The sequence below is a fragment of the Nostoc sp. genome (assembly GCF_036917235.1).
GTDB lineage: Bacteria > Cyanobacteriota > Cyanobacteriia > Cyanobacteriales > Nostocaceae > Nostoc.
In genome coordinates this window covers 57,779-81,511 of the sequence record NZ_JBALDU010000067.1, presented here as the reverse complement: position 1 = coordinate 81,511, position 23,733 = coordinate 57,779, and the positions used below count along the sequence as shown (strand labels likewise).

22 protein-coding genes and 1 tRNA gene are annotated in these 23,733 nt (G+C 42.6%); 15 read left to right on the top strand and 8 right to left on the bottom strand.

Annotation, left to right across the window (positions count from 1 at the left end; genetic code table 11):
- Window positions 1–29 precede the first annotated feature (29 nt).
- Both V7K44_RS19730 and V7K44_RS19725 read left to right on the top strand, forming a co-directional pair.
- A complete protein-coding gene (locus V7K44_RS19730) occupies window positions 30–713 on the top strand; it encodes a response regulator transcription factor (RefSeq protein WP_334933587.1) in 684 nt (227 codons plus the stop codon).
- Window positions 710–2,233, top strand: coding sequence for an ATP-binding protein (locus tag V7K44_RS19725; RefSeq protein WP_334933586.1), 1,524 nt, complete (start codon window positions 710–712; stop codon window positions 2,231–2,233). The genes V7K44_RS19730 and V7K44_RS19725 overlap by 4 nt, the downstream gene beginning before the upstream one ends.
- A 62-nt stretch (window positions 2,234–2,295) precedes the next feature.
- Here the strand turns inward: V7K44_RS19725 and V7K44_RS19720 are convergent, their stop codons facing one another.
- Entirely contained in the window at window positions 2,296–2,625 is a 330-nt protein-coding gene (locus V7K44_RS19720; protein WP_322692398.1) for a hypothetical protein, read from the bottom strand.
- A 20-nt stretch (window positions 2,626–2,645) separates the two neighbouring features.
- Window positions 2,646–3,269 carry an orotate phosphoribosyltransferase gene (gene pyrE / locus V7K44_RS19715; RefSeq protein ID WP_334933585.1) on the bottom strand — a complete coding sequence of 208 codons (624 nt, stop codon included), beginning with the start codon at window positions 3,267–3,269 and terminating at the stop codon, window positions 2,646–2,648.
- A gap of 106 nt (window positions 3,270–3,375) precedes the next feature.
- Here pyrE and V7K44_RS19710 point away from each other — a divergent pair, with 106 nt between their 5' ends.
- Window positions 3,376–3,807 (top strand): hypothetical protein, encoded by a 432-nt coding sequence (locus V7K44_RS19710; protein ID WP_334933584.1) that lies wholly within the window; start codon window positions 3,376–3,378, stop codon window positions 3,805–3,807.
- A 123-nt stretch (window positions 3,808–3,930) separates the two neighbouring features.
- Here the strand turns inward: V7K44_RS19710 and V7K44_RS19705 are convergent.
- Window positions 3,931–4,003 (bottom strand) — tRNA-Ile (locus V7K44_RS19705).
- Window positions 4,004–4,298: 295 nt separating this feature from the next.
- Between V7K44_RS19705 and V7K44_RS19700 the strand changes: the two genes are divergently transcribed.
- Both V7K44_RS19700 and V7K44_RS19695 read left to right on the top strand, forming a co-directional pair.
- On the top strand, window positions 4,299–5,000 hold the full coding sequence (locus V7K44_RS19700; protein WP_334933583.1) for a hypothetical protein: 702 nt from the start codon (window positions 4,299–4,301) through the stop codon (window positions 4,998–5,000).
- Window positions 5,001–5,124: 124 nt separating this feature from the next.
- A complete protein-coding gene (locus tag V7K44_RS19695; protein WP_334933582.1) occupies window positions 5,125–6,543 on the top strand; it encodes a hemolysin family protein in 1,419 nt (472 codons plus the stop codon).
- Between the two features lie 88 nt (window positions 6,544–6,631).
- On the opposite strand, the gene queC is transcribed toward V7K44_RS19695, so the two are convergent.
- The gene (queC, locus tag V7K44_RS19690; protein ID WP_334933581.1) at window positions 6,632–7,309 is read right to left on the bottom strand and encodes a 7-cyano-7-deazaguanine synthase QueC; all 678 of its coding nucleotides are present in this window, start codon (window positions 7,307–7,309) and stop codon (window positions 6,632–6,634) included.
- Between the two features lie 338 nt (window positions 7,310–7,647).
- On the opposite strand from queC, the gene V7K44_RS19685 reads away from it, so the two are divergent.
- The 5 genes from V7K44_RS19685 (at window position 7,648) to V7K44_RS19665 (ending at window position 12,335) form a co-directional block, all read left to right on the top strand.
- Window positions 7,648–8,730, top strand: a complete 1,083-nt coding sequence (locus tag V7K44_RS19685; protein WP_094347283.1) for a Gfo/Idh/MocA family protein — start codon at window positions 7,648–7,650, stop codon at window positions 8,728–8,730.
- Between the two features lie 367 nt (window positions 8,731–9,097).
- On the top strand, window positions 9,098–9,721 hold the full coding sequence (locus V7K44_RS19680) for a DedA family protein (protein ID WP_334933580.1): 624 nt from the start codon (window positions 9,098–9,100) through the stop codon (window positions 9,719–9,721).
- 240 nt (window positions 9,722–9,961) lie between these two features.
- Window positions 9,962–11,116: a ParM/StbA family protein gene (locus V7K44_RS19675; RefSeq protein WP_334933579.1), complete on the top strand. Its 1,155-nt coding sequence runs from the start codon at window positions 9,962–9,964 to the stop codon at window positions 11,114–11,116.
- A 5-nt stretch (window positions 11,117–11,121) separates the two neighbouring features.
- The gene (locus V7K44_RS19670; RefSeq protein ID WP_094347280.1) at window positions 11,122–11,601 is read left to right on the top strand and encodes a plasmid segregation centromere-binding protein ParR; all 480 of its coding nucleotides are present in this window, start codon (window positions 11,122–11,124) and stop codon (window positions 11,599–11,601) included.
- A gap of 167 nt (window positions 11,602–11,768) precedes the next feature.
- Window positions 11,769–12,335 (top strand): SinI family restriction endonuclease, encoded by a 567-nt coding sequence (locus V7K44_RS19665; protein ID WP_334933578.1) that lies wholly within the window; start codon window positions 11,769–11,771, stop codon window positions 12,333–12,335.
- Between the two features lie 204 nt (window positions 12,336–12,539).
- Here the strand turns inward: V7K44_RS19665 and V7K44_RS19660 are convergent, their stop codons facing one another.
- Window positions 12,540–13,712 (bottom strand): DNA cytosine methyltransferase, encoded by a 1,173-nt coding sequence (locus tag V7K44_RS19660; protein ID WP_334933577.1) that lies wholly within the window; start codon window positions 13,710–13,712, stop codon window positions 12,540–12,542.
- A gap of 309 nt (window positions 13,713–14,021) precedes the next feature.
- On the opposite strand from V7K44_RS19660, the gene V7K44_RS19655 reads away from it, so the two are divergent.
- The 3 genes from V7K44_RS19655 (at window position 14,022) to V7K44_RS19645 (ending at window position 17,508) form a co-directional block, all read left to right on the top strand.
- The gene (locus V7K44_RS19655; protein WP_334933576.1) at window positions 14,022–15,458 is read left to right on the top strand and encodes a phosphoglucomutase/phosphomannomutase family protein; all 1,437 of its coding nucleotides are present in this window, start codon (window positions 14,022–14,024) and stop codon (window positions 15,456–15,458) included.
- A gap of 80 nt (window positions 15,459–15,538) precedes the next feature.
- Entirely contained in the window at window positions 15,539–16,117 is a 579-nt protein-coding gene (gene rdgB, locus V7K44_RS19650; protein WP_334933575.1) for an RdgB/HAM1 family non-canonical purine NTP pyrophosphatase, read from the top strand.
- Between the two features lie 128 nt (window positions 16,118–16,245).
- Window positions 16,246–17,508 carry an RNA-guided endonuclease TnpB family protein gene (locus V7K44_RS19645; RefSeq protein ID WP_334933574.1) on the top strand — a complete coding sequence of 421 codons (1,263 nt, stop codon included), beginning with the start codon at window positions 16,246–16,248 and terminating at the stop codon, window positions 17,506–17,508.
- A 7-nt stretch (window positions 17,509–17,515) separates the two neighbouring features.
- On the opposite strand, the gene V7K44_RS19640 is transcribed toward V7K44_RS19645, so the two are convergent.
- The 3 genes from V7K44_RS19640 to thiD all read right to left on the bottom strand — a co-directional run bounded on the left by V7K44_RS19640 (window position 17,516) and on the right by thiD (window position 19,856).
- Window positions 17,516–17,854, bottom strand: a complete 339-nt coding sequence (locus V7K44_RS19640; RefSeq protein ID WP_012410794.1) for a P-II family nitrogen regulator — start codon at window positions 17,852–17,854, stop codon at window positions 17,516–17,518.
- A 360-nt stretch (window positions 17,855–18,214) separates the two neighbouring features.
- Entirely contained in the window at window positions 18,215–18,823 is a 609-nt protein-coding gene (locus V7K44_RS19635; protein WP_334933573.1) for a hypothetical protein, read from the bottom strand.
- Window positions 18,824–19,022: 199 nt separating this feature from the next.
- The gene (gene thiD, locus V7K44_RS19630; protein WP_334933572.1) at window positions 19,023–19,856 is read right to left on the bottom strand and encodes a bifunctional hydroxymethylpyrimidine kinase/phosphomethylpyrimidine kinase; all 834 of its coding nucleotides are present in this window, start codon (window positions 19,854–19,856) and stop codon (window positions 19,023–19,025) included.
- A gap of 400 nt (window positions 19,857–20,256) precedes the next feature.
- Between thiD and V7K44_RS19625 the strand changes: the two genes are divergently transcribed.
- Together V7K44_RS19625 and V7K44_RS19620 are read left to right on the top strand one after the other, a co-directional pair.
- On the top strand, window positions 20,257–20,379 hold the full coding sequence (locus V7K44_RS19625) for a hypothetical protein (RefSeq protein ID WP_334933571.1): 123 nt from the start codon (window positions 20,257–20,259) through the stop codon (window positions 20,377–20,379).
- A gap of 306 nt (window positions 20,380–20,685) precedes the next feature.
- Complete coding sequence (locus V7K44_RS19620; RefSeq protein WP_334933570.1) at window positions 20,686–23,571, top strand: choice-of-anchor D domain-containing protein; 2,886 nt, start codon at window positions 20,686–20,688, stop codon at window positions 23,569–23,571.
- Window positions 23,572–23,733: the final 162 nt, after the last annotated feature.

Genomic DNA, 23,733 nt, shown 5'->3' with positions numbered 1-23,733 from the left:
ATAGAAGAATATATGAATTAATAAATGCTGTGAACGTTCTGTTTGTTGAAGATGAAGCGAAAATTGCTAACTTTGTCCGGGCTGGATTAAAGGAGCAGGGATTTGTTGTAGACTACTGCGATAACGGTGATGATGGATATCTGCGGGCATTAGACAACGAATATGATGCGATCGTACTCGACATTATGATGCCGGGAAAAGATGGACTATCGATTCTAAAACTATTACGGCGGCAAGGTCGGAATGCTCCGGTGATTTTGTTGACGGCTCGGAATGAACTAGACGATCGCTTACAAGGGCTAAATTTGGGAGCGGATGACTATATCGCTAAACCGTTTTTTGTGGAAGAGTTAGCGGCTAGAATTCATGCAGTTGTGCGCCGGAGTGTGAGCGATCGCCAAAATCTACTTTGCGTTGGTTCGATCAAACTCGATCGCATCACTAGGGAAGTAACTTGCAATCACCAAGCCATAGAACTCACCAGCCGCGAGTTTAATCTTCTGGAATATCTTATGCGCTCTCCCGGACGGGTTTTCACTCGTACCCAAATTTTGGAACACGTTTGGGGCTACGACTTTAACCCCAACACCAACGTTGTGGATGTTTGTATCCAGCGAATTCGTAAAAAGATTGACCCTATCGATCAAGTAGTCTGGATTGAAAGCATTCGAGGGGTTGGATATCGATTTCGCAAGCCAGATTCTTCATCATGAAACTCCCTTCCTTTCGACTCCGCATTGCTCTGTTGTCTGCGGCTCTAGCTGGCAGCACATTAGTCGGATTTGGCGCTGTTTCCTGGTTTCAGATTTACAATGCTAAGATTAGCCGCCTGGATGCAGAACTATTAAATCACTTGATGCGGGCAACTCCGAACTTCCCTCCACGAGAAGAACCTCCCGCTGGCGCAGCCTTTCCCAGAAGAGAAAACTCACGCGATCGCTCCCGATGGCACTTTTACGAAGATTCATTATCTTATTCCTTCGGAACCAATACAAAAACCCCTGTCGCCCTAGTGGTGCTGGACGCAAACAACAACATACTTTATCAATCCAACTCCCTACCTACCGATCTTGAGGTGAATCGTCTGTTGCTGAAGCGTCTCCACTTGACACCTCTACCACCGTCGCCAAAGAGAGAACCACCACCTTTACCCTCTAATACAAATCCATCCTTCGAGCGGCCACCACTAATTCGTCCACGCCCACCTCAATTTGTCACAGAGCGGACAACAACAGCAGTCTGGCGGATTGGGGCAGCTAAATTTCCCAATGCTCAGGTTGCCATTGCCGTTAGCTTGCAAGCCGTAGATCAAGAAATGGCTACCATTCGCAATATCTTCCTAGTTTCAATTCCGGGAGCGCTGCTGTTGGTTGCTGTGGGAGCATGGTTAGTTTCTGGTGGTGCTTTACGTCCCATCCGGCAATTAACGGGCGTAATTCAACAGGTAACTGTCAAAGGGCTAGATCAGCGCATTCCCATTGGCACAACTGATGTTGAATTTGTCGAACTGATTCAAGTGTTTAACCTGATGTTGTCACGTTTGGAACGGAGTTTTACCCAAGCTTCCCGCTTTAGTGGTGATGCGGCTCATGAACTGAAAACCCCACTGACTATTTTGCAGGGCGAACTAGAACGAACACTCCAACAGGTCGATCCCGGTAGTGAAGTACAACAGCGCTTAAGTAACCTGTTAGATGAGGTGCGCCGCCTGAGTGGAATTATGCGAAAACTCTTGTTGCTATCTCTGGCAGATGCCGGAAAAATGAGCTTGTATCTGGTTGAAGTGGATATGTCTGAGTTGCTGATGGAAATGCTAGAAGATGTGGAAATGCTAGCTCCCCATTTGACTGTGGAAACTGACTTTACTGATGGGTTGCGAGTAAAAGGCGATCGCGATCTTTTAATTCAAGTTTTGCAAAACCTATTTAGTAATGCAATTAAATACAATCTCGCCAACGGCTGGATACAAATTCGCACTCATCAAACTCTAACAACTCTTCACGTTACCATTGTCAATGCATCAAAAGATATTCCCCTAAGCGATCGCGATCGCATTTTTGACCGATTTTATCGCGGCGATCCCTCACGTAACCGCAAGGTAGAAGGAATCGGACTAGGACTGAGCCTTGCACGGGAAATTGCCAGGGCACATCGTGGCGACCTTACTCTTGACTTAACATCTTCTGGTCAAACAGCGTTCACCCTCACCTTACCGATGAACAAACCCTCTTGAAAAGTTTTTCAGGAGGGTTTTTTTAATTTATTTAGAGCGATCGCGCAAGCTCATTGCATTGGTTAATTCAAAGCATCAGCGATCTTAATACCAAGGTGCTGCAATGCTTTTTCTTTGACAAATTCAGCGGCACTACGAGCTGATTCCGCCAAAATAGTATCGGTGTTTGGAGTCAACTTCAGCGCTCCTCCCAGATATCCCAAAGCTTTGCAATAATCATCAGTCAAGTTGGTAGATGCCAGTCTCTTTACAGTTTGATAATCGCCACTCTGAAAAGCTGTTAACGCTTTGTGGTGTAAATCATTTTCTGGCTTTCCTAGTACTTCAAGAATTGCGCTCACAGCTTTATCAACTTTTTCTTGTGTTAGTTCTGTAGATACTGTTGCTTGCATATTTATCTATCTCCTTTTGTTCATGAATTTGCAAGTTGTCGGTAGCGTTCTTGAACTTCCTGAATCGAAAACAAAGTTTCAAATTTCAAACCCGCTGACTGGTACAACTCACCTCCCCCTTGTTGTCGATCTACCAGTGAAATTATTTGATTTACGGTATAACCTGCATCTTTAAGACGCTCAACCGCCTTTAGAGCAGATTGCCCAGTTGTGACTACATCTTCCAAAACTACTACTTTTGCGCCCTCTGGTAAAGTGGGGCCTTCTATATAAGCTCTTGTCCCATAACCCTTGGCTTCCTTGCGAATAATCAGCGCTGGTATCGGTCGGTTTTCATAAACAGAAACTATACTCACTGCTGTCACAATTGGGTCAGCCCCCATTGTCAAACCTGCTACAGCCTGAGTATCTACAGGTAATAAAGGAAATAGTAACCGTCCAACTGCCAAAGCTCCTTGGGGATGGAGTGTTACCTGCATCTTATTGACATAATAAGAACTACGTTGCCCAGAAGCGAGAACAAAATCACCCTCTTGATAAGCTAGTTGAGAGAATAAATCTAGTAGCTTGTGGCGTAAAGTGGTCAAATCAGAAGTGGTTGCCCAAATATCCGAGTGGGTAAGAGTTTCAGTAGGATACGTCATTACAAAACATTAAAAGTTGTGCTACACCAAAGGTTGAACTCATCAGAGTTCTGAACTTCAGCATAAATTAAGATTCGCCCAAAGCAAAAGTTGAGGAGTCAGAAACGTGCGTATAAAATTTAAAACCTTTGGTGGTTTATTGGTGCTGCTTGCTGCTGGTATTGTTTTTCCCTCTATTGCATCTGCCCAAACGGCAACACCCAATTCTGAAACTACGAATGATGTATTCGAACGAGCTTATTTTAGTCACGATCGCAATTTCTACGAAAATGGCAGCCTCAAGCGTCAGCTAGACTCATTTTTTGGATCTGGTTCTGGTTTCGGTGGTTCCTTCCCAGAAAATGAAATTGCCCGCGACGCTAATTTGGTTAATACTTTATATCATGATGCCCTGACTCAGCAAGTTGGCAACGATCCTTATATTCGTACTCCTGATTTACCAAATCCTTATGACACATCGCTCCTCGTGTCTCCTCGCTATAGCAACAAACTCAAAGTAGGAACTGAATTCAGGTTTGAAACTTTACCATCTCGGTAAGATTGGGGAGTAGGGAATGGGGAGCAGGGGAGAATGATTACTAACCAACACTTCAGCAATGTTCAATATAAGTGCCCACGCCCAATGCCCCATGCCCTCTATTGCTACTTTGTGATGATTCAGTGCGCCCTGCTGGAATCGAACCAGCCTGAAGACGAATTATGAGTTCGTTGCCTCCCCAATCGGCCAAAGGCGCTTGTTTTTTGGGTTGTGGGTTGCTACGAGAAAATTACTTCAACTCTTAGGTCAACCTTATTTGCTAATTTTAGACCGAGAAAAATACCTCACGCACTGAGTTTAGCCAATTCCATGAATATAGCACAAATTTAACACGTGTGAATACTGGACAATAATTTATTAGATTTTTATACTACATAATTTGATCATAGATATAGTGCAAACTAATATTGATTAAGTTCCTTTAAGGATTGAGGTCAAAAGCTTCACTATTCTTAAATAGACCAGCATTCTATTGTGATAGCTTGTCAGCGATGAAAATAAATTCTACTGTACTTCTTACTTTGATTTTGTTAATTCTGATGATGGGAGCCGGCTCTGTGAGCGCGTTGTTGGGCTTTGAACTGGGGAGTTCAGCACTTAAAGGCGTGACTACACCAGATGGGCGTCCTACAACCAAATTTGCCAGCAATAAGGCAAATAGCTCTCAACAGGGAGGGCTAGTGCTATTAAAAGAGGAAGAAATTCTGAAAATAGTCAAGGCGCGAATTGAAGGTAAGACCAAAGTCGCTAAATCGGAAAAGCCAGAAGAAGATGATGAAGAAACCAATAGCAGCAAGCAGAAGCCAGAGGAAAAACCCCCAGAAGTAGTTGAAGAAAAGCCCCTACCAGGTTTTCCAGTTACTGCCCAAAGTCAGGGTGTAACAATGACTGTGCAATCTGCCCGCTACTCTGGTGGTGATTTACTACTGAAAGTGAAAATGCAGAACAAAGGTAAGGATTCTGTGCGCTTCCTGTATAGTTTTTTAGATGTTACCGATGACAAAGGAAGAACCCTGAGTGCAAGTACAGAGGGTTTACCTACAGAATTGCCTGTAAATGGGCCAGCATTTTCAGGTACAGTGAGCATTCCTACAGCTTTACTTGATGATGTCAAGAAAATATCACTTGCTCTCACTGATTATCCCGCTCAACAATTGAAGCTAGAGGCATCGAATATTCCTGTAGAAAGGTAGATTGGGCAATTTTAGATTTTAGATTTTAGATTTTAGATTGGAGATTTGGTACTAAGCAATTTACCTAGTGCCTAATACCCAAAACTTAATCCAAAATCCAAAATCCAAAATCCAAAATCCCTAAATGGAGGGCGTGAGTTTTACACGAGCTTTAGCGGTGAGTGGTTTTCCTAATTTAAGTTTGATAGAAGTGGCGCTGCGGTTGTTATCAGTGCTACTACTGATTGCCATAAATGCCTTTTTTGTGACGGCGGAATTTTCGATGGTGAGCGTGCGGCGATCGCGTATTCACCAGCTAGTTAAGGCTGGGGATATTCCAGCGATCGCTGTAGAAATGTTACAACGCAGTATTGACCGACTGCTATCTACCACCCAGTTAGGCATTACCCTCTCTAGTTTGGCACTGGGATGGATTGGCGAAAGTACGATTGTTGTGCTGGTGAATGCTTGGTTAAGATCCTGGCCTTTGCCCAGTGGTATGACTACCTTCCTCGCCCATTCCCTATCAATTCCTATCGCCTTTTTCTTAATTGCCTATTTGCAAATTGTGATCGGAGAATTATGTCCCAAATCCTTAGCTATGCTGTACTCAGAACAGCTAGCGAGGTTTTTGGGGCCTCCGGTAAAAGCGATCGTGCGTTTTTTTGGCCCCTTCATCTGGATTCTTAACCAATCAACTCGTTTTTTATTACGAATTTTTGGCATCCAATACACAGGTCAAGGCTGGCGACCGCCTGTAACTCCCGAAGAATTGCAACTGATCATCTCTACAGAATGGGGGTCTACTGGGTTACAGCGTGCAGAGCGAGAATTGCTCAATAATGTCTTCGAGTTTGGAGATGTCATGGCGCAAGATGTGATGATCCCGCGCACCAGTATTATCACACTGCCAAAAGATGCTAGCTTCCAGACATTACTCAAGGAAATGGCTTCTACTGGTTACTCTCGCTATCCCGTGATTGGTGAATCTTTAGACGATGTTCGCGGTATTGTTTATTTTAAAGATTTGGCACAACCTTTGGCAGTCGGAAACCTCAGTTTAGAGACACAGATCCAGCCTTGGATGCGTCCCGCCCGGTTTGTTCCAGAACATACGCCCTTGAGTGAACTTTTGCCCATGATGCAGCAAGAGAAACCCGCTATGGTCATGGTAGTGAATGAATTTGGCTCTACTGTGGGACTAGTGACAATCAAAGATGTCATTGCCGAAATTATTGGCGGCCCCAGCGAATCTGAAAGCAGTGAAGACTTACTAATTCAGATGTTAGATGAGCAAAAATTTTTGGTGCAAGCACAAATCAACCTTGAAGACCTCAACGAGATTTTGCATCTCAATTTGCCCCTGACCAGAGAATATCAAACACTAGGGGGCTTTTTGCTGTATGAGTTACAGAAAATTCCTGCTAAAGGCGAAATCTTTTGTTATCAAAATCTCGAATTCACCGTGGTATCGATTGTTGGTCCACGCCTGCATCAAATTCAACTGCGACGGTTAGAGGAAGAGGGGACAGAAAAGCAGGAGAGCAGAGGAGCAGGGGAGTAAGAATTTTAGATTTTAGAATTTTGATTTTAGATTGAAATTTAATCCAAAATTGTCAATCCAAAATCTAAAATTGAATTTTCCAATGCCTCTACTGTGCATACGCTACTGGATCGACAAGTCCCAATTCGGCAAAAGCTGCTAGCCGTAAGCGACAAGAATCACATACGCCGCAAGCAACATCATTACCAGCATAGCAAGACCAAGTTAGTTCCCAAGGAACTCCCAATTGGTTCCCCAGTTGGATGATTTCGGTTTTTTTCAGGTTGATTAGGGGTGCAACAATCTTAATTGGTTGTCCCTCACGCCCTTGTTTGGTTCCCAAGCGAAAAACTTCCTGCATTGCTTGGATATAGTCGGGGCGACAATCAGGATATCCTGAATAATCTAGGGCATTAACGCCGATATAGACACACTCTGCTGCGATCGCTTCGGCGTAACTAAGAGCAAAGCTTAAAAAGATGGTATTACGAGCCGGAACGTATGTGACAGGAATATTTTGAGACATTTCATCCAGCGATCGCTCCTGGGGTAAATCAATGGCATTATCGGTAAGGGCCGAACCGCCCCATTGTCGTAAGTCAAAGTTAACTACCTGATGTTTTGCGATCGCAGCTTTTTGAGCGACACTGAGCGCTGACTGTAACTCTCGTCGATGTCGCTGCTGGTAATCAAAGGAAATCGCATGACATTCACAGCCATCAGCTTGAGCTTTGTACAGAATTGTGGAAGAGTCCAATCCCCCAGATAACAGAATTACAGCTTTCATCTCGGTTGCAAATTTTGGATTTCAAATCACTGTATCAAACCTTAACAAGACGCTAGAAAGCAATGCCAAGGAGAATTTATACTTAGGTCTTACTGAAACTTTTAAAGTTAATAAAAAGACATCTATTTTTGTAGAAAGTGCAAAATTCAAAGGAAACTCGAAATATCTATACAAAAGATATTTAGATTACGGGAACCGATCGCAAACTTTGAAATTCTTCATAAACATAGGCTCTATGTTACCATCTGGATGGTTTTAGACGGATCGTAACCGGCTTTCGAGTATAAACGCCAACGGCCGTAGCGTCTCTAAATTTGGTGGTTGAGGAGAGAATAATAGTGCAAAATAGCATGTCAGTGGCAGAACCGAATCCATATACACAGCGCAACCAGCCACGACCAATCCGCATAGGCGTGATTGGAGTGGGTAACATGGGACAACACCACGCTCGCGTGCTGAGTTCAATGAAAGATGTTGAACTAGTCGGAGTGGCAGATATTAACGTCGAGCGAGGATTAGAAACTGCCAGCAAGTACAAGGTGCGTTTTTTTGAAGATTACTGCGATCTGCTACCCCTTGTGGAAGCAGTTTGTGTGGCTGTTCCCACCCGTCTGCACTATGCCGTGGGCATCAACTGTCTGTTAGCGGGAATTCATGTTTTGATTGAAAAACCGATCGCAGCCAGTATTTCTGAAGCAGAGTCTTTAGTAAATGCCGCAGCTGAGTCTGGGTGTATCCTGCAAGTAGGTCATATTGAGCGTTTTAACCCAGCTTTTAAAGAACTGAGTCAAGTTCTAAAAACAGAGGAATTACTGGCGCTAGAAGCCCACAGAATGAGTCCTTACTCAGATCGGGCAAACGATGTTTCCGTTGTGCTGGATTTAATGATCCATGACATCGACCTACTTCTGGAATTAGCTGCTTCCCCAGTCACAAAATTGACTGCTAGCGGTACTCGCTCCCTAGACTCTGGTTATTTAGATTACGTAACCGCCACCTTGGGGTTTGCCAATGGTATTGTTGCTACTCTGACTGCTAGTAAAGTCACTCACCGCAAAATTCGCCGGATTGTCGCCCATTGCAAAAATTCATTTACTGAGGCAGATTTTCTCAAAAATGAAATTTTGATTCACCGACAAACGGCTGCCAATTCTCTCACCGACCACCGACAAGTACTTTACAGACAAGATGGTGTAATTGAAAAAGTCTACACCAGCAATATTCAACCACTGAGTGCAGAATTAGAACATTTTGTCAACTGTGTACACGGTGGCAATCAACCTTCAGTAGGTGGTGAACAAGCTCTCAAAGCCCTGAGACTTGCAAGTTTAATTGAGCAGATGGCGCTGGAAGATCGAGTTTGGAATCCCTTGGACTGGCAATCGGAACCAAGGGTACAATCATTGACCCCGACAGCCTAGAAGAAGAGGGGATGAGGAGGATGAGGGGAACAAGACAAACTTTTCTCCCTACTCTCCAACAGCCACAACTTCAAAAGAAAACCCTAGAGTGTGTTTTTAAATTTGCCATCAAATCTTTAGATCCTCCCAAGTCCTTTTATGAAAGCGACTAAGGGGGATCTAAAAAATTAGAAAACAAAACCTAGTGGTTCGTTTCATTAATTTTGTAAAGTTCGTAGTGAGCGATAAATCGCTCAATTTCAAGGGTTATAGCTACTTACAATAATCCTCGAAATTAGTGAAACAGACCCTTATCTTCCACTCGTCTTGCTTTGTTTCTCCGTTGCAATGCCAACTTTATAATGCAGCAATTTCAGGAATAGACTAAATGCTTGAATGGATAACTAATACTATCAATTATTTTGGCTATTGGGGAATCGCTCTACTAATGTTTTTAGAGAACCTTTTTCCCCCAATTCCTTCAGAATTGATTATGCCACTTGCTGGATTTACAGCAAGTCCATATCAACCAGGAGGGGCAAAGCTAAATATCATTGGTGTATTTTTCGCAGGACTTTTGGGTTCTGTATTAGGCGCACTTATTTGGTATTATCCGGGTAAGTTTTTAGGCGAAACCCGTTTGAAAGCTTGGGCTGATAAGTATGGCAAATGGCTGGGTATATCTGGTAAAGATATCACCAAAGCCAAAGAGTGGTTTAACCGACAAGGTAGAACAGCAGTATTAATTGGTCGCCTTGTACCGGGAATCCGTACCTTGATTTCTGTTCCCGCAGGTATTAGCAATATGCCCCTGCTACCATTTTTGGTTTACACAACATTAGGTAGCGCGGCTTGGGTGGGTTTGCTAACATACTCAGGATACGCATTGGGTAGTCAGTACGAACTTGTGGACAAGTACCTTGCTCCTGTATCTAAAATCGTACTTGGCGGTTTGGTTCTAGCATTTGTTTTCTGGATATTCAAGCGCCAGTTAAGACGTACTAGAAGATGAGACACGGACGCTTTTGGTTTGAAAGCAGTGAAAGCAGGGGTTACATCTGGCCAAAATTCGCCTACACTATGCCAAATAATACTAGATGTGCGAAGGCATGAGCTTATCGGAGGTATCGACCGAATTAATTTTTGGCGTATTTCTAGCTACACTTGACGCAACCTAGAATTTCTGGTTGCTCGCATTTTTGTAAGATGAGCATGACAACTTTTTACAGTTAAGTTTGAACTAGGAGCTTTCATGACAGACCAACCTTCCGCCGCTACCCCCATCAATGCCGCTGCTATACCCATGAATAGGGTGTCGGCCTCGACTCCTATCAATGCTGTTAATAATAATCCTCCCAAGACAGGCGGTGTTTCGGGAAAAACCATTCTCAGTGTTGATTTAGGCAGAACTTCCACAAAAACTTGTGTGAGTCGCGAACCAGGCAGTGTGGTGTTCGTACCTGCCAACGTCAAGCAGATGTCAATAGAACAAGTACGCGGTGGTGTTTTTGAAGCCAGAGCTACTGACCCCTTAATGGATTTGTGGCTGGAGTATCAAGGAAATGGATATGCTGTTGGTCAACTAGCAGCCGATTTTGGGGCGAATTTAGGAGTCGGACAATCTAAGGTAGAAGCTGCACTGGTAAAAGTTTTAGCAAGTGCTGGCTACTTCAAACTCAGAGATGATATCTCAGTCGTACTGGGTCTGCCTTTTCTTTCCTTAGAGCAATTTGAAAAGGAAAAAGCACAATTGATTAGCCAAGTAGGTGGCCCTCACGTGTTGAACTTCCGAGGCGAATCTGTGTCGCTGAACGTCAGTAAGGTATGGGTAATGCCAGAAGGCTACGGCAGCTTGCTGTGGTCTGAAGCTCAACCCAAGAAAAACCCTGGCAGTCCCGATTTTACAAAAATATCGGTGGCGATCGTCGATATTGGACATCAAACCGTCGATCTTTTGATGGTAGATAACTTCCGTTTTGCCAGAGGTGCTTCTAAGAGCGAAGACTTCGGGATGAATAAGTTTTATGAATTGGTGTCTGCCGAAATTGAGGGAGCAGATAGTCAATCTCTAGCACTGATTTCTGCTGTGAACAAACCCAGAGGTGAACGCTATTACCGTCCTAAAGGCGCTAGCAAGCCCACCAACCTAGATGATTTTCTTCCTAACCTTACAGAGATGTTTTCTCGTGAAATCTGTAGCCGTGTGCTAGCCTGGTTGCCAGAACGCGTCACCGATGTGATTCTTACTGGCGGCGGTGGTGAGTTCTTCTGGGACGACGTTCAACGTCTGCTCAAAGAAGCAAAGATTAATGCTCATTTAGCAGCACCTTCCCGTCAGGCGAATGCTTTGGGGCAGTATATTTATGGAGAGGCACAATTATCCTCCAATCGCGCTGCTAGGGCATAAAGCTGATGTTCCAATGGTCAAAAAAGGTAGTTAAATCCGTCACGTTCAACCCAGAGCTTGCTGATGAAAGCTTGTTAGCGCAAGTAGAAAGTTATTTGGAAAAACAACCAGACAAGACTTTCAGCGACCTCTGTAAAGAAGCCTTATGGCAATCTTTATGTGTACCGGAACCTGTACAACCTGCTCCACAAACAGCAGTAACCACACCGATCGATCAACAAATCGGTGAACTGCAACGTCAAGTGGCTGGACTTGAGGAACGTTTTTTTGCCAAGGGATCTAATCGTTTGGAGGCGATGGAACATCATCTACTGCAACTTTCTCAACAAGTTGCACAACTGGCGCTCATAGTCAACGATCGATCGTTCATTCCGTCTCCAACTCAATTAGAAGTAGTAAATAATACTTCTTATACTGTTGCTACCCCTCCTCAAGAGGTTGACCCCGTAATCAGTCGCCTTAGTCAGTTTCTCGATGATTTTTAAGGAACAATCAGGTTTATGAGCAGTTTTTGCTCATGTTAACAATCCTTAATAGTTAATACTATTAAGGATTATTAATGTTTATATATGGAAATATTGGGATTATTGAGATTTGTATAGATGGGGCGATCGCTCATAATTGAAACAGCAGATTTTACCCAATAGTAACTGTGAGCAATAACCTAAAAATACCGGATTTTGATGCCAATCTGATCGTGTCAGAAGCTGAAAATATCGCCAAATTTCATGCTGGGATGTTCTGGAATGATTCTGTAAAAACAGTTTTATCCGTCTGTTGTAATTCGCCTGAATTATTTCCATATTTAAAAGTATGCAATTCTCGCTTAGATTACATTACTAAGTGGTTAAATAAGTATTTTGGCGGTTATAATAATCGAGCCTCAAAGCGAACTAGTAAGAAGATAGGCACTGTCTCTGACAAAATTATTGACACGATTATTTCTGCTCGTTTACCTACTCTCAGCACTGATGGCATTAATCACATAAAGTATGCTCATCGTCTTTCCATGTCGGCAGAAAACATATTAGGTCTTCTTTTAGAAGAATATCTTGCCGACAAATTGTCATTTTATGGTTGGTACTGTGCTTGGGGTGAAACTATAAATAAGGTTGATTTTTGCACCAAGAAAGGTGAGCTATTACAAGTTAAAAATCGTAGTAATTCTGAAAATAGTTCGAGCAGTAGTGTCCGTAAAGGAACTGTCATTCGGAAATAGCATAGAGTCAATGCTCAAAATGGAGCTTACTATTGGAAAGATCTGAATCAATTAATAGGATGCTCTAATCTTTCTGAAGAAGACTTTGGTGTATTTGTTAGACAAACTATTGCTGAAAATCATGCAGCATTGTATGTAGAAGATAGTAAATACTGGCAACAAATTCAGTAGTAAAAGTCTTAAAATAATCAACAGGCTAGGGATTTAGCGATTAAATAGTGAAAGCTGTTCAAAGACTGGTATTCCTTTAGGTTTTTCCTGTCTAATTAGACTATGTAAATAGTCACCAATAGCTTGAGCTAAGAGTACAGGTACAGCATTACCTATCTGTCTGTATTTAGAAGCTGTCGAACCATAGAAAATCCATGAGTCTGGAAAGGTTTGAATCCTGGCACACTCTCGAACACTTAGAGGACGAAGTTCCTCTGGATGACACATATCTGTAGCCTTTTGGTAAGGACTTGTAGTAACAGTAGGAGACGGCTTATCCCAACATAACCTTCTGTAAAACCCTACTTTACCGCCTCCAGATTTGTAAGCTCCTCCCATTGCTTCTTTTATCAAGTCGTTAGGTAAATCTCTCCAGTTTTGACCACTTTTTAAAAGCTTTAAATATTGAAGACGGTTTTTTGAGTAGGAAGTATACTCTGGTTGTGGATCTTCTAAGTTGAGCAGAGCATCTTTTAGAGTGCGCCATTGAGGTAATAAAGAGCCATCTTTACTATGAGTAGGCAAAGGGAATGTAGCCGATTCACCATCTCTTGAGCCAATAAAGATTACTCGCGCTCTGTTTTGCGGAACACCGTAATCTGCTGCTTCCATTACTTTATAAATAACTTGATAACCAAGGCGCTTCATTTCTTCTAGAACAATCTCAAGAGCGCTCCCTTGCATTTCATCTAGTTCCAAAGGAGCATAACCCGTTCCTCGTTCCAGATGAGGTCTATGACGAATAGGAGCCGAGAGTAAACCTTTAACATTCTCCATGACAAAAAAGCGTGGCTGCAATTGTTCAACAATACCTATGAAGTCCATAAACAAGCTGCCACGAGGATCCATAACTGAACCACGTTTTCCTGCTGTGCTGAAGGGTTGACAAGGGGGGCCACCAGTTACTAAATCTACTTCTCCAATACGTAGAGGTCTACCAAGGTTAATAACATATCCCCCTTCTTCCAAAAGATTTTGAGCAGTGATTTTCTGTATATCTCTTGCTACGGCACTATTTAGGTGAGGTCGGTTGAAAGCTATAGTCTTCGCAGCATCAGGATCTTTCTCAACAACACTTACTACCCGAAAACCTGCCTGTTCTATCCCAATATCTAGTCCACCTGCTCCTGTAAATAAACTGATTGATATTGCCCGATTGTCTATCACTGCTTTTATCCTTACAGCCTTAATCAAATATACGATTTACTGGAACCCTCAAGTCTGCTTCATGCTAACGATAAATACCTGCAATTCTAATAGTGTAAGCCTTTTGAAACAGTATGTTACAAAGGCGCTATTCTCTTTTAAATGTGGCAGGCGTAGACGGGCTTATCGTTAGACATTGTATTTGTACAATGCACAAATTTGCTTGCCTTTATGTTGAATATTATTAGTACATATTTTTACTAGATTCTTTTTTTACTCTGCACACTGTATAAATGCTAGAATCCTCAAGTAGACAGTTAGGATACCTAGATGCCAGTTGTAGCTAACTCAATCAAGTTTGGTACAGACGGCTGGCGGGGCATTATTGGTGACGAGTTCACCTTTGAACGCCTAGCCCTGGTCGCACCAGTTGCCGCAAAAGTATTATATGATACATATTTTTCTACGGTTGGTAGCCGAACAATAATTGTCGGTTACGATCGCCGATTCATGGCTGAAGACTTTGCTCGTGCTGTTGCCGATACTGTCAGTGCTGTCGGATTTGATGTGCTACTGAGCGAGAGTTATGCCCCAACCCCAGCTTATAGTTGGGCGGCAAAAGAACTCAATGCTTTAGGGGCACTGGTAATTACAGCCAGCCATAATCCTGGTAAATATTTGGGTTTAAAAGTCAAGGGTTATTTTGGTGGATCGGTACCGCCAGAAGTCACAAAAGAGATAGAAGATCAGTTGTCGGTGGGAGTACCTCTAGCAGCTACCCCAGGTAAGCAAGAGAAATTCGATCCTTGGCCTAGTTATACCCAAGCGTTAGAACGTAAAGTTGATATTGCCAAACTTCGAGAAGCGATCGCATCTGGTAAATTAACGTTATTTGCCGATGTCATGCATGGCGCTGCTGCTACTGGATTGGCAAGACTACTAGGCAATCAAGTCAAAGAAATCAACTCAGAACGCGATCCCCTATTTGGTGGGGGTGCGCCGGAACCCTTACCTAAATACCTTTCAAAGCTATTTGAAGTCATCAAGACTCACAGAGAAACCGATAAATCAGGTTTAACGGTGGGGTTGGTATTTGATGGAGACTGCGATCGCATTGCAGCAGTGGATGGAGAAGCCAACTTCCTAAGTTCTCAAGTATTAATCCCGATATTAATCGACCATTTAACCCTGCGGCGCGGTTTTACTGGAGAAATAGTTAAAACTGTTAGTGGTTCCGACTTGATGCCCCTTGTGGCAAAACTACATAACCTGTCAGTCTTTGAGACAGCAGTTGGTTATAAATATATTGCTGACAGAATGTTAGCAGCAAAAGTGTTACTGGGTGGCGAAGAGTCGGGAGGAATTGGCTATGGCAGCCATATTCCCGAACGTGATGCACTGCTGTCAGCCTTGTACGTGTTAGAGGCGATCGTCGAATCTGGTTTGGATTTAGGTGAGTATTATCGCTACTTGCAGAAAAAAACCGGGTTTACCTCAGCTTACGATCGCATTGATTTACCCTTAGCAAATATGCAAGTGCGATCGCGTCTTTTGCAACAACTGCAAACCCAACCCTTAACAGAAATTGCAGGGAAAGCAGTGATTGATTGTCAAACAATTGACGGCTATAAATATCGTCTAGCTGATAAAAGCTGGTTAATGATTCGCTTTAGCGGGACTGAGCCAGTTTTACGCCTCTACTGCGAAGCCTCGACAATTGAGCAAGTGCATCAAACTCTTGCTTGGGCGAAACAGTGGGCGGGGTAAAATTCATTATTAGTCATTAGTCATTTGTCCTTGGTAAATGACCAATGACTAATATACCAATGACCAATGACTAATTACCAATGACCAAATTACTTGTAGTAGCTACAGGAAATCCAGGTAAGTTGAAGGAAATGCAAGCTTACCTGGAAAATTCTGGTTGGGAATTAACCCTCAAACCTGAAGAATTAGAAATTGAAGAGACGGGTGAAACTTTTGCCGCTAACGCTTGTCTGAAAGCATCACAAATTGCTAAAGCTACGGGAAACTGGGCAATTGCTGATGATTCAGGCTTGCAAGTAGATGCTCTAAATGGCGCACCAGGGGTTTATTCTGCACGTTACGCCAAAACCGACTCAGAACGTATTGCTAGGATATTGAGCGAATTAGGCAATGAGGTAAATCGGCAAGCACAATTTGTTTGTGCAGTAGCGATCGCTCGTCCCGATGGTGCGATCGTATTACAATCTGAAGGTATTTGTCGGGGCGAAATTCTCCATGCGCCTCGTGGTGACAGTGGTTTCGGCTATGACCCAATTTTTTATGTGCAAGAGTTGCAATTGACCTTTGCTGAAATGACACGGGAATTAAAGCGATCGATTAGTCATCGAGGCAAGGCTTTTACAGCTTTACTTCCGCAACTAGAGAGAGTTGGGAGTTAGGAGTTGGGAGTTATGCTAAATCTTTCTTCATTTATCAGATGTATGACGAATCCCTAATTATTTTGTTTGAGTACTTTATCATAATATATATTTGTGGTAGAGTCCTCCTATCAAGGAGGTAACGTTAAGTGTTGCACAAGGTTGTACAAGTCCGTTTATATCCGTCACTTGAACAGCAAACTCAATTAGCTCAAACTTTTGGGTGTGCTAGATGGTGGTGGAATTATGCTCTGAATAAATCTATCGAGACTTATAAGGAGACGGGTAAGGGACTTAGCCGTGTTGCACTTAACGCATTTCTTCCTGTACTCAAAAAAGCAGACGATACTATTTGGTTGGCTGATTGTTATAGCCAAGTTTTACAGGCTACAACACTCAATTTGACCACAGCCTACAAAAACTTTTTTGAGAGCCGTGCTGGATTCCCTAAATTCAAATCTAGGCACGGAAAACAGTCTATCCAGTATCCTCAAAATGTCAAAATTGTAGATGGTAATGTCAAACTCCCTGGCAATATCGGGATAGTCAAAGCCAAAATACATAGAGCGATTGAGGGGAAAATCAAAACTGTTACTGTGAGTAGAACGCCTTCTGGTAAATATCTTGCATCTATCTTGACTGAAACAGAAGAGCAGCGCGGTCTTGGGCTTTGCCCAAGTGGAGCGACTGCGGGAGAAAACCCGCGTTTTTCAGTTGGTAAAATTTACGGCATTGATTTAGGGTTGAAATACTTTGCAGTTGTTACCGACGGCGAAAAGGTTTCAAAATATGACAATCCTAAACATCTTGCCAAACACGAGAAAAACCTCAAACGCAAACAGAAAAAATTAGCACGTAAACAGAAGGGGAGTAAGTCAAGGAATAGGTATAGAAAAGTTGTTGCCAAGGTGTACGAGCGAGTTAGTAATTCGCGGCAGGATTTTCTACATAAACTTAGTTATAAGTTAGTCAGCGATAGCCAAGCTGTCATAGTAGAGAATCTTCATGTTAAAGGCATGGTACGGAATCATCAATTGGCAAAATCAATATCTGATGTTGGGTGGGGAACATTCACTAATTTCTTAGCCTACAAGCTAGAACGCAATGGTGGTCAATTGATTGAGATTGATAGATGGTTCCCCAGTTCCAAACTCTGCTCTAATTGTTTTTATCAAATCAGTGAGTTGTCATTGGATGTCCGTGAGTGGACTTGTCCTCACTGCGGTACTCATCATGATAGGGATGGAAACGCAGCGACAAATATTAGAGCAGAGGGTATCAGAATGATAAAGGCGGAAGGTTCAGCCGTTTCTGCTGTAGGAGGGGAGGTAAGTCCTAAACTTGGGCGAAAGTCTAAGTTTGGGCACTCCCCCGTGATTACAGAAGCTCCTAGTTCAGCTTTATGCTACTAGGAGTAGTTCACACTGCTTCTGTGTTCTTTTCGCCAGTGCGAATCCGAATCACTTGCTCAACAGGCGAGATGAAAATTTTACCATCGCCGATTTCACCAGTGCGGGCAGCAGCAATAATTTTGTCTACCACCATATCAACCTGATTGTCGTCAACTACGATTTCCACTTTGAGTTTTTGCAGAAACTCAACGGTGTACTCAGAACCACGATACCGTTCAGTTTGACCTTTCTGGCGTCCAAACCCCCGGACTTCAGAAACAGTCATGCCAACAATACCAGCGTTAACTAAAGCAATTTTCACCTCATCTAGCTTAAATGGGCGGATAATAGCTTCTACTTTTTTCATCTTCTTTACTCCTGACTTCTACTAGCTTCGTTTATATATCTAACCAGATCCGCTGTCTGAAGCTGTAACTAGCGGTGCTTTTCCTAAAAAATATGTAATAATTACAACTTTTTTAAAGTGTAAGTGCTTTACTTGAGGGTTTATGACATAAAAAGCGGCAAGGATTTATTAATTGGATAATCTTTGAGGTTCTAACATAAAGAAGTTGCTGTCAATTTAGCATTTTATGTAGCTTTTATAACCTAAAAATAGATCGTTTCCACCATTGAGCAGATTTGTTTGGATATTTAGAGAGCGATCGCAGCCAAATTATACACTAGCCCGAAAGCCTGCTACTGCTGCTGACTGTGGGAATGTCAACTAACGTTTCTGGTGTTCAAACAAGGGACGCACAACGAAATATCCAGCACTAAAGGCAGTCAGCATGATTAACAAGATGGTAATAATTAACCACCAGCCATTAAGTCCCTTGACATCTGGCTCAGTAGTGGAATAGTAACTGACTTGTTGCTCTTCTATAAAAACTGGTTCTGATACCGGAAAATTCATTTCCATTACAGGTGCAGAAAAGTCTTGGTGGCGGCTTTTTTTAGCTGGTTGTTTGGACACAACAGATGGACGCGAAGGAGAAACCCGCTGAGGTGAACGCGGTTGTGTTACTGGCTGTTTAGCAGTACTTTGAACATCACCAGAAACTTGGTTAGCTTGGGGATAATTAGCTGTAGCATGGGAATCCACAAAATTTTGCAAACGAGAAAAAGACTCAACGACTTTGGTAATTTCTTGGCGTAATAGTTGATTTTCTTGTACTAGTTGCTGATTTTGGGTGGTGAGTGCATTTAGCCTCGCCTGTGCTGCTTGCAACTCTGTTGACAATTCCCTGTATACAGATAGTGGTACAGAGGGAGGGTAGGCTTGAGTACTCGGTGTTGGCGAATTTCTGTGAACAGAACCTATGGTTGTTCGCATCGGGGGCTTGGTATTAAAAATCAAAGTAATTAGATCGTACAGAGATGCTAACAGAGATAGTCACCCCTGAAACTATGCCCAAGAATAATAGAAAAATACCGAAAGGGCAAAGATTTTTTATTTGGGCATTGAGGATGAGGTACTGAGAAAACTTTTCTCTAGCCCCCATCCCCAATGCCCAGTCTCCAATCCCTAATCCCTAGTCTCTAGTCCCTAGTCCCCACAATGGGAAGAAGTGTCCCACAGGGCCTTGTCCTTCGCCAATATCTAGGGCGTAAGTGAGTGCGGTAGTCACATATTCCTTTGCCTGTTGCACTGCCTGCCACAAATCTTTTCCTTTAGCTAGATTAGCAGCGATCGCAGCCGATAGTGTACAACCAGTACCGTGGGTATTTTTTGTCTCTACTTGCTGGCAAGTCAAAACTTCCAATTTGTCCCCATCAAACCAAATATCAACGCCACGCAAATCTCCCTGCATACCTCCACCTTTGACTAAAACAACCTTTGTCTTTAAAGTCTTGTGAATAATTTCAGCAGCGGCTTGCATATCCTCTAAAGAATTAATTTGTAAACCGCTCAAAATCTGGGCTTCATAGCGATTAGGCGTAATCATAACCGCTTTTGGAATCAAGGCGTGGCACAGAGTCTTTACGGCATCATCATCAATCAATTGTGCTCCCGTGCGTGACACCATTACTGGATCGACTACTAGATTATTGATTTGTAAAGCTTCCACTTGCTGGGCAACAGCAAAGATGATTTCTTGATTGAGCAACATTCCAGTTTTGGCAGCTTGTACGCCAATATCCTCAACTACTGCCTGAATTTGCGCCACAACAGCCTCTGTTGGCATAGCATCAACCCTCTTCACTCCTAGAGTGTTTTGTGCCGTGACGCAGGTTATAGCACTAGTACCGTGGACACAGTGAAAAGCAAAGGTACGTAAATCAGCTTGAATTCCGGCACCGCCACCGCTATCTGAACCAGCAATGGTTAAAGCAACAGGTATTCTGGAGTTTACTTCAGTGTTCATATTATGAAGATTAAGTAAGTTTGCGTTATCAAACCAAACTATCTCAAAGATTCATGAACTAGGCTAAAACCCTCTTCTCTCCTGCCCGATTTCAATGACTGACTCCACCAGACACCTCCATAGTTTTTTGGGTTTTGTTGTAAAAAAACTTACCATATTCCGGGCATCCACTGATATCAAGTGCTATTTGTAAAGGTTAGTTTTAACTAAGTTCACAATGCTCAGTTACACCGCTTAAAACAGGTTCAACTAAGTTGTTACATTAGTCCCCTTAAGTTCAAGGGTCAACCTAACTAAAGTTTCAACCAATTTCACTTTGATCGCTTTAACTTTAAGTCCCCAGTTATCAGTTAAGGGTGAATTTTACCATGCAGATTTGGCAACCCCCTGACTTAAAACAATGCATAAAGTTCAGAGGAATTACTATGCCAAATACGATCGAAGAGCAGCGATGTCTACGACGGGCTACGCCTACACGGCTGCTAAAGATACGATTCAATTCAACTCCATGCAGTCTTACTAAGAGGATATCTGACGACAAGTCTAGAGTAGAAGCATCTACGTGTTAATCGTCCAATTACTCTCAGCAAAACTCTGACGATTGACGGTATGGATATTCCTAGTTTAACCATCAACGGTTGACAGGAGAAAAAATTTTCAGTTTTACAACAGCGTTTCTATAATCGACGCGATTTTAAGTCGCGCTTGGATAACTGTGACTGTCCTTAACAGTGCAGATAGATGACTCATTCAAATAACTACTTAGCAACTAAATAAAGTTGCTGAAATTGTACTACTAATTTCCCTTACACATATTCGGAGTAAACAAATGGCTGGCACAACATACTACGTTTCTGCAACAGGCAGTGATAAAAATAATGGCTTAAATAAAGATTCTGCATTTCTCAACTTGGGTAGAGCCGTGTATGAGATGAAAGCAGGCGACACGCTCTACGTCATGAATGGAAATTATCAAATGAAAGGGGTTACGCTTTTTAACTTGAATGGCTCACCAGATAACTGGACAACAATAAAAGCTTATCCAGGGGCTACGCCTAAGATAACAACAACGGGAAGTGGCATTAATATATTTAGTTCATCCTACGTGCGGATTGAAGGACTTGATATAGAAGGCAATCGGGAAAACATTACTCTCGAATATGCCTTACAAGAGAAGAATAACCTTAATAACCCCTTGACGAATAGTAATGGAATTGCTGTTAAAGCATGGAAAAACACCGATGGTGTTGGTGGTACTAATCCCCATCATATTGTCATAACTGGTAACACAATCCGTAACTTTCCAGGTGGAGGCATAGAATTCAGTAATTCAGACTATATAACTGTTGAGAAAAACATTGTGTCTGGAAACGCTTGGTATTCGCCTCACGGCAATCAGGGAATAACCTCTCTCCGTGGTTTTAATTTTGATAACAATACCACTGACTACAGAATGATTTTTCGAGACAACATTGTCTACGATAACCAAAGTTTAGTTCCGTGGAAAAATGGAGGTACTGACACAATCACTGAGGGACATGGGATTATGCTTGATACTACCAATACCAGTGAAAATAATGTGGCCTATACAGGTAAGGCATTAATTTCAAATAACATTACTTACAACAATGGAGGTGCAGGCATTAATGTTTTTAAAGCTACCAATGTTGATGTTATCAATAACACGGCTTACATGAATGCCCAGGTTCTTCCAGATTCTGGAGAGATTGGTGTTACTTATTCAGAAAATGTACATGTCTACAACAACATTTTGTATGCAAGCGACAATCAAAATGCTAACAGAATTAGGTATGACACAAATGTAATTTTCGATCGCAATCTTGTTTATAACTCGAACGTATTCCAAGCTTCAGATAATTTAAACGCTACAGGGCTACAAAATCTTTTGGGTCAAGATCCTCAATTTGTTGATGCAGACAAAGGGGATTTTGCACTCAAACCTGGAAGTGTTGCGATTGATGGTGGTTCCAATGCCTTCAATAGCATCACTAAAAAGACTCCTCAGGATGGTGATGGGAATGGCAGTACAGTCATTGATATTGGTGCATATGAAGCTCCCCCCAACCCTACCAAAACCCCAGAAATTCAAGTTCTGAATGGCACAGTTAATATTATTGATGGCAACACCGCTATTGACTTTGGCCAGACCCTTGTTGGTGAAGCCTTGACCAAAACCTTTACCATCAAGAACACCGGTATAGCTGTACTCAACCTGAGTAATCTTAAACTTCCCAACGGATTTAGTTTGGTCGGAACTCTTCCAACGAGCCTGGCTGTCAATGCTTCCACCAATATAGTGGTGGCACTCAACCCCACTACACCCGGCATCTATAGTGGCAGCCTCAGTTTAAACAACAACGATATTAATGAAAGCACCTTTGACTTTGCCATTAGTGGCACAGTGAGTACCCCGGAAATTCAAGTTCTCAATGGCGCTGTTGACATTACAGATGGCAATACTACCGCCATTAACTTTGGTGAAACGACTGTTGGTGACGCCTTGACCAAAACCTTTACCATCAAGAACACCGGTACAGGCGCACTCAAGCTGAGTAGTCTTAAACTTCCAGACGGATTTAGTTTGGTCGGAACTCTTCCTACGAGTGTGGCTGTTGATGCTTCTACCACCATATCTGTAGCACTCAAGCCCACTACAGCCGGCACTTATAGTGGCAGCCTCATTTTAAACAACAACGATATTGATGAAAGCCCCTTTGACTTTGCCATTAGTGGCACAGTCAGACCTGCTCCTGCCCCAGGAATTCAAGTTCTCAATGGCACTAACTCCAATGACACTTTTATTATCCAACGAGGTGATGGCAATTACAGCATTAACGACTTTGGTGGTGTAGGTACTAGCTCAAACCCTTCGGCTGCGGTAATTGCCAAAGTAGATACCTTACAATTTATTGGGACTGAATTAACTGCAAGAAATCTGCAATTAACTCAAAATGGCAGCAATTTAGAAGTCAGCTTTGGAAATGTGGCTAATACTAAAGTCACTCTGCAAAACTTTAAGTTAGAAAACCTAGACAACTTAGCCGCATCGACAACAAGACCTGCTATCGGCAATATCATCTTTGACGGAGAAGACAGTGTTACCAAAAGCTTTGATGTGATTAATGCCAACTCTACTCAAACGTATATTTCTACAGCAAACACTGTTACTTTCCTCAATGACTTGAACAATAACATCAGCGGTTTTTACAGTTCAAACGATGTGATTAATGGTCAAGGGGGTAATGATACCATCGATGGCAGCGGTGGTGACGACCTGCTGCGGGGTGGTGCTGGCAACGATCTTCTGATTGGTGGACCAGGCAATGATACTCTTGTGGGTGGTGCAGGTGCTGACTCTTTCCTCTACGACACTAATTCCATCTTTAATAGCGCTGTTGTGGGTATTGATACTATCGCTGACTTCAATCGCTCTCAAGGTGATAAGATTATCCTCGATAAGACTACCTTTACTGCTATTACTTCTGTTGTGGGAACGGGTTTTAGTAACGCCAGTGATTTTCAAATCAGCAGTTTAGGGGCACTTAGCAATGCTGTAATTGTTTACGACTCGATGACTGGGCAGTTACTTTACAATCAAAATGGTAGTGCTGCTGGTTTCGGCAGTGGTGGTCAATTTGCACAACTTACTGGTGCGCCCAATCTTACTGCCTCTGACTTCATCATTCAAGCATAGCTGGGTCGGGTCAACTGAGTGGAAGTATAATCCAAACATGAATCGAGTTTTAAGGCGGCTTTCAATTGAGATAGAGCATACCCATAGGGGCGCAACATAGGGGAGTGAAAAAGAATGTAGAGATGTAGCACGGCTACGTCTCTATAAGGGTTTTAGATAACC

Bases quoted from the DNA above. Each gene is read 5' to 3' on its own strand.
- V7K44_RS19725 (WP_334933586.1), top strand. From the start codon at position 710: ATGAAACTCCCTTCCTTTCGACTCCGCATTGCTCTGTTGTCTGCGGCT.
- V7K44_RS19720 (WP_322692398.1), bottom strand. From the start codon at position 2,625: ATGCAAGCAACAGTATCTACAGAACTAACACAAGAAAAAGTTGATAAA.
- pyrE (WP_334933585.1), bottom strand. From the start codon at position 3,269: ATGACGTATCCTACTGAAACTCTTACCCACTCGGATATTTGGGCAACC.
- V7K44_RS19700 (WP_334933583.1), top strand. From the start codon at position 4,299: ATGAAAATAAATTCTACTGTACTTCTTACTTTGATTTTGTTAATTCTG.
- V7K44_RS19695 (WP_334933582.1), top strand. From the start codon at position 5,125: ATGGAGGGCGTGAGTTTTACACGAGCTTTAGCGGTGAGTGGTTTTCCT.
- queC (WP_334933581.1), bottom strand. From the start codon at position 7,309: ATGAAAGCTGTAATTCTGTTATCTGGGGGATTGGACTCTTCCACAATT.
- V7K44_RS19680 (WP_334933580.1), top strand. From the start codon at position 9,098: ATGCTTGAATGGATAACTAATACTATCAATTATTTTGGCTATTGGGGA.
- V7K44_RS19675 (WP_334933579.1), top strand. From the start codon at position 9,962: ATGACAGACCAACCTTCCGCCGCTACCCCCATCAATGCCGCTGCTATA.
- V7K44_RS19670 (WP_094347280.1), top strand. From the start codon at position 11,122: ATGTTCCAATGGTCAAAAAAGGTAGTTAAATCCGTCACGTTCAACCCA.
- V7K44_RS19655 (WP_334933576.1), top strand. From the start codon at position 14,022: ATGCCAGTTGTAGCTAACTCAATCAAGTTTGGTACAGACGGCTGGCGG.
- rdgB (WP_334933575.1), top strand. From the start codon at position 15,539: ATGACCAAATTACTTGTAGTAGCTACAGGAAATCCAGGTAAGTTGAAG.
- V7K44_RS19640 (WP_012410794.1), bottom strand. From the start codon at position 17,854: ATGAAAAAAGTAGAAGCTATTATCCGCCCATTTAAGCTAGATGAGGTG.
- V7K44_RS19635 (WP_334933573.1), bottom strand. From the start codon at position 18,823: ATGCGAACAACCATAGGTTCTGTTCACAGAAATTCGCCAACACCGAGT.
- thiD (WP_334933572.1), bottom strand. From the start codon at position 19,856: ATGAACACTGAAGTAAACTCCAGAATACCTGTTGCTTTAACCATTGCT.
- V7K44_RS19625 (WP_334933571.1), top strand. From the start codon at position 20,257: ATGCATAAAGTTCAGAGGAATTACTATGCCAAATACGATCGAAGAGCA.
- V7K44_RS19620 (WP_334933570.1), top strand. From the start codon at position 20,686: ATGGCTGGCACAACATACTACGTTTCTGCAACAGGCAGTGATAAAAAT.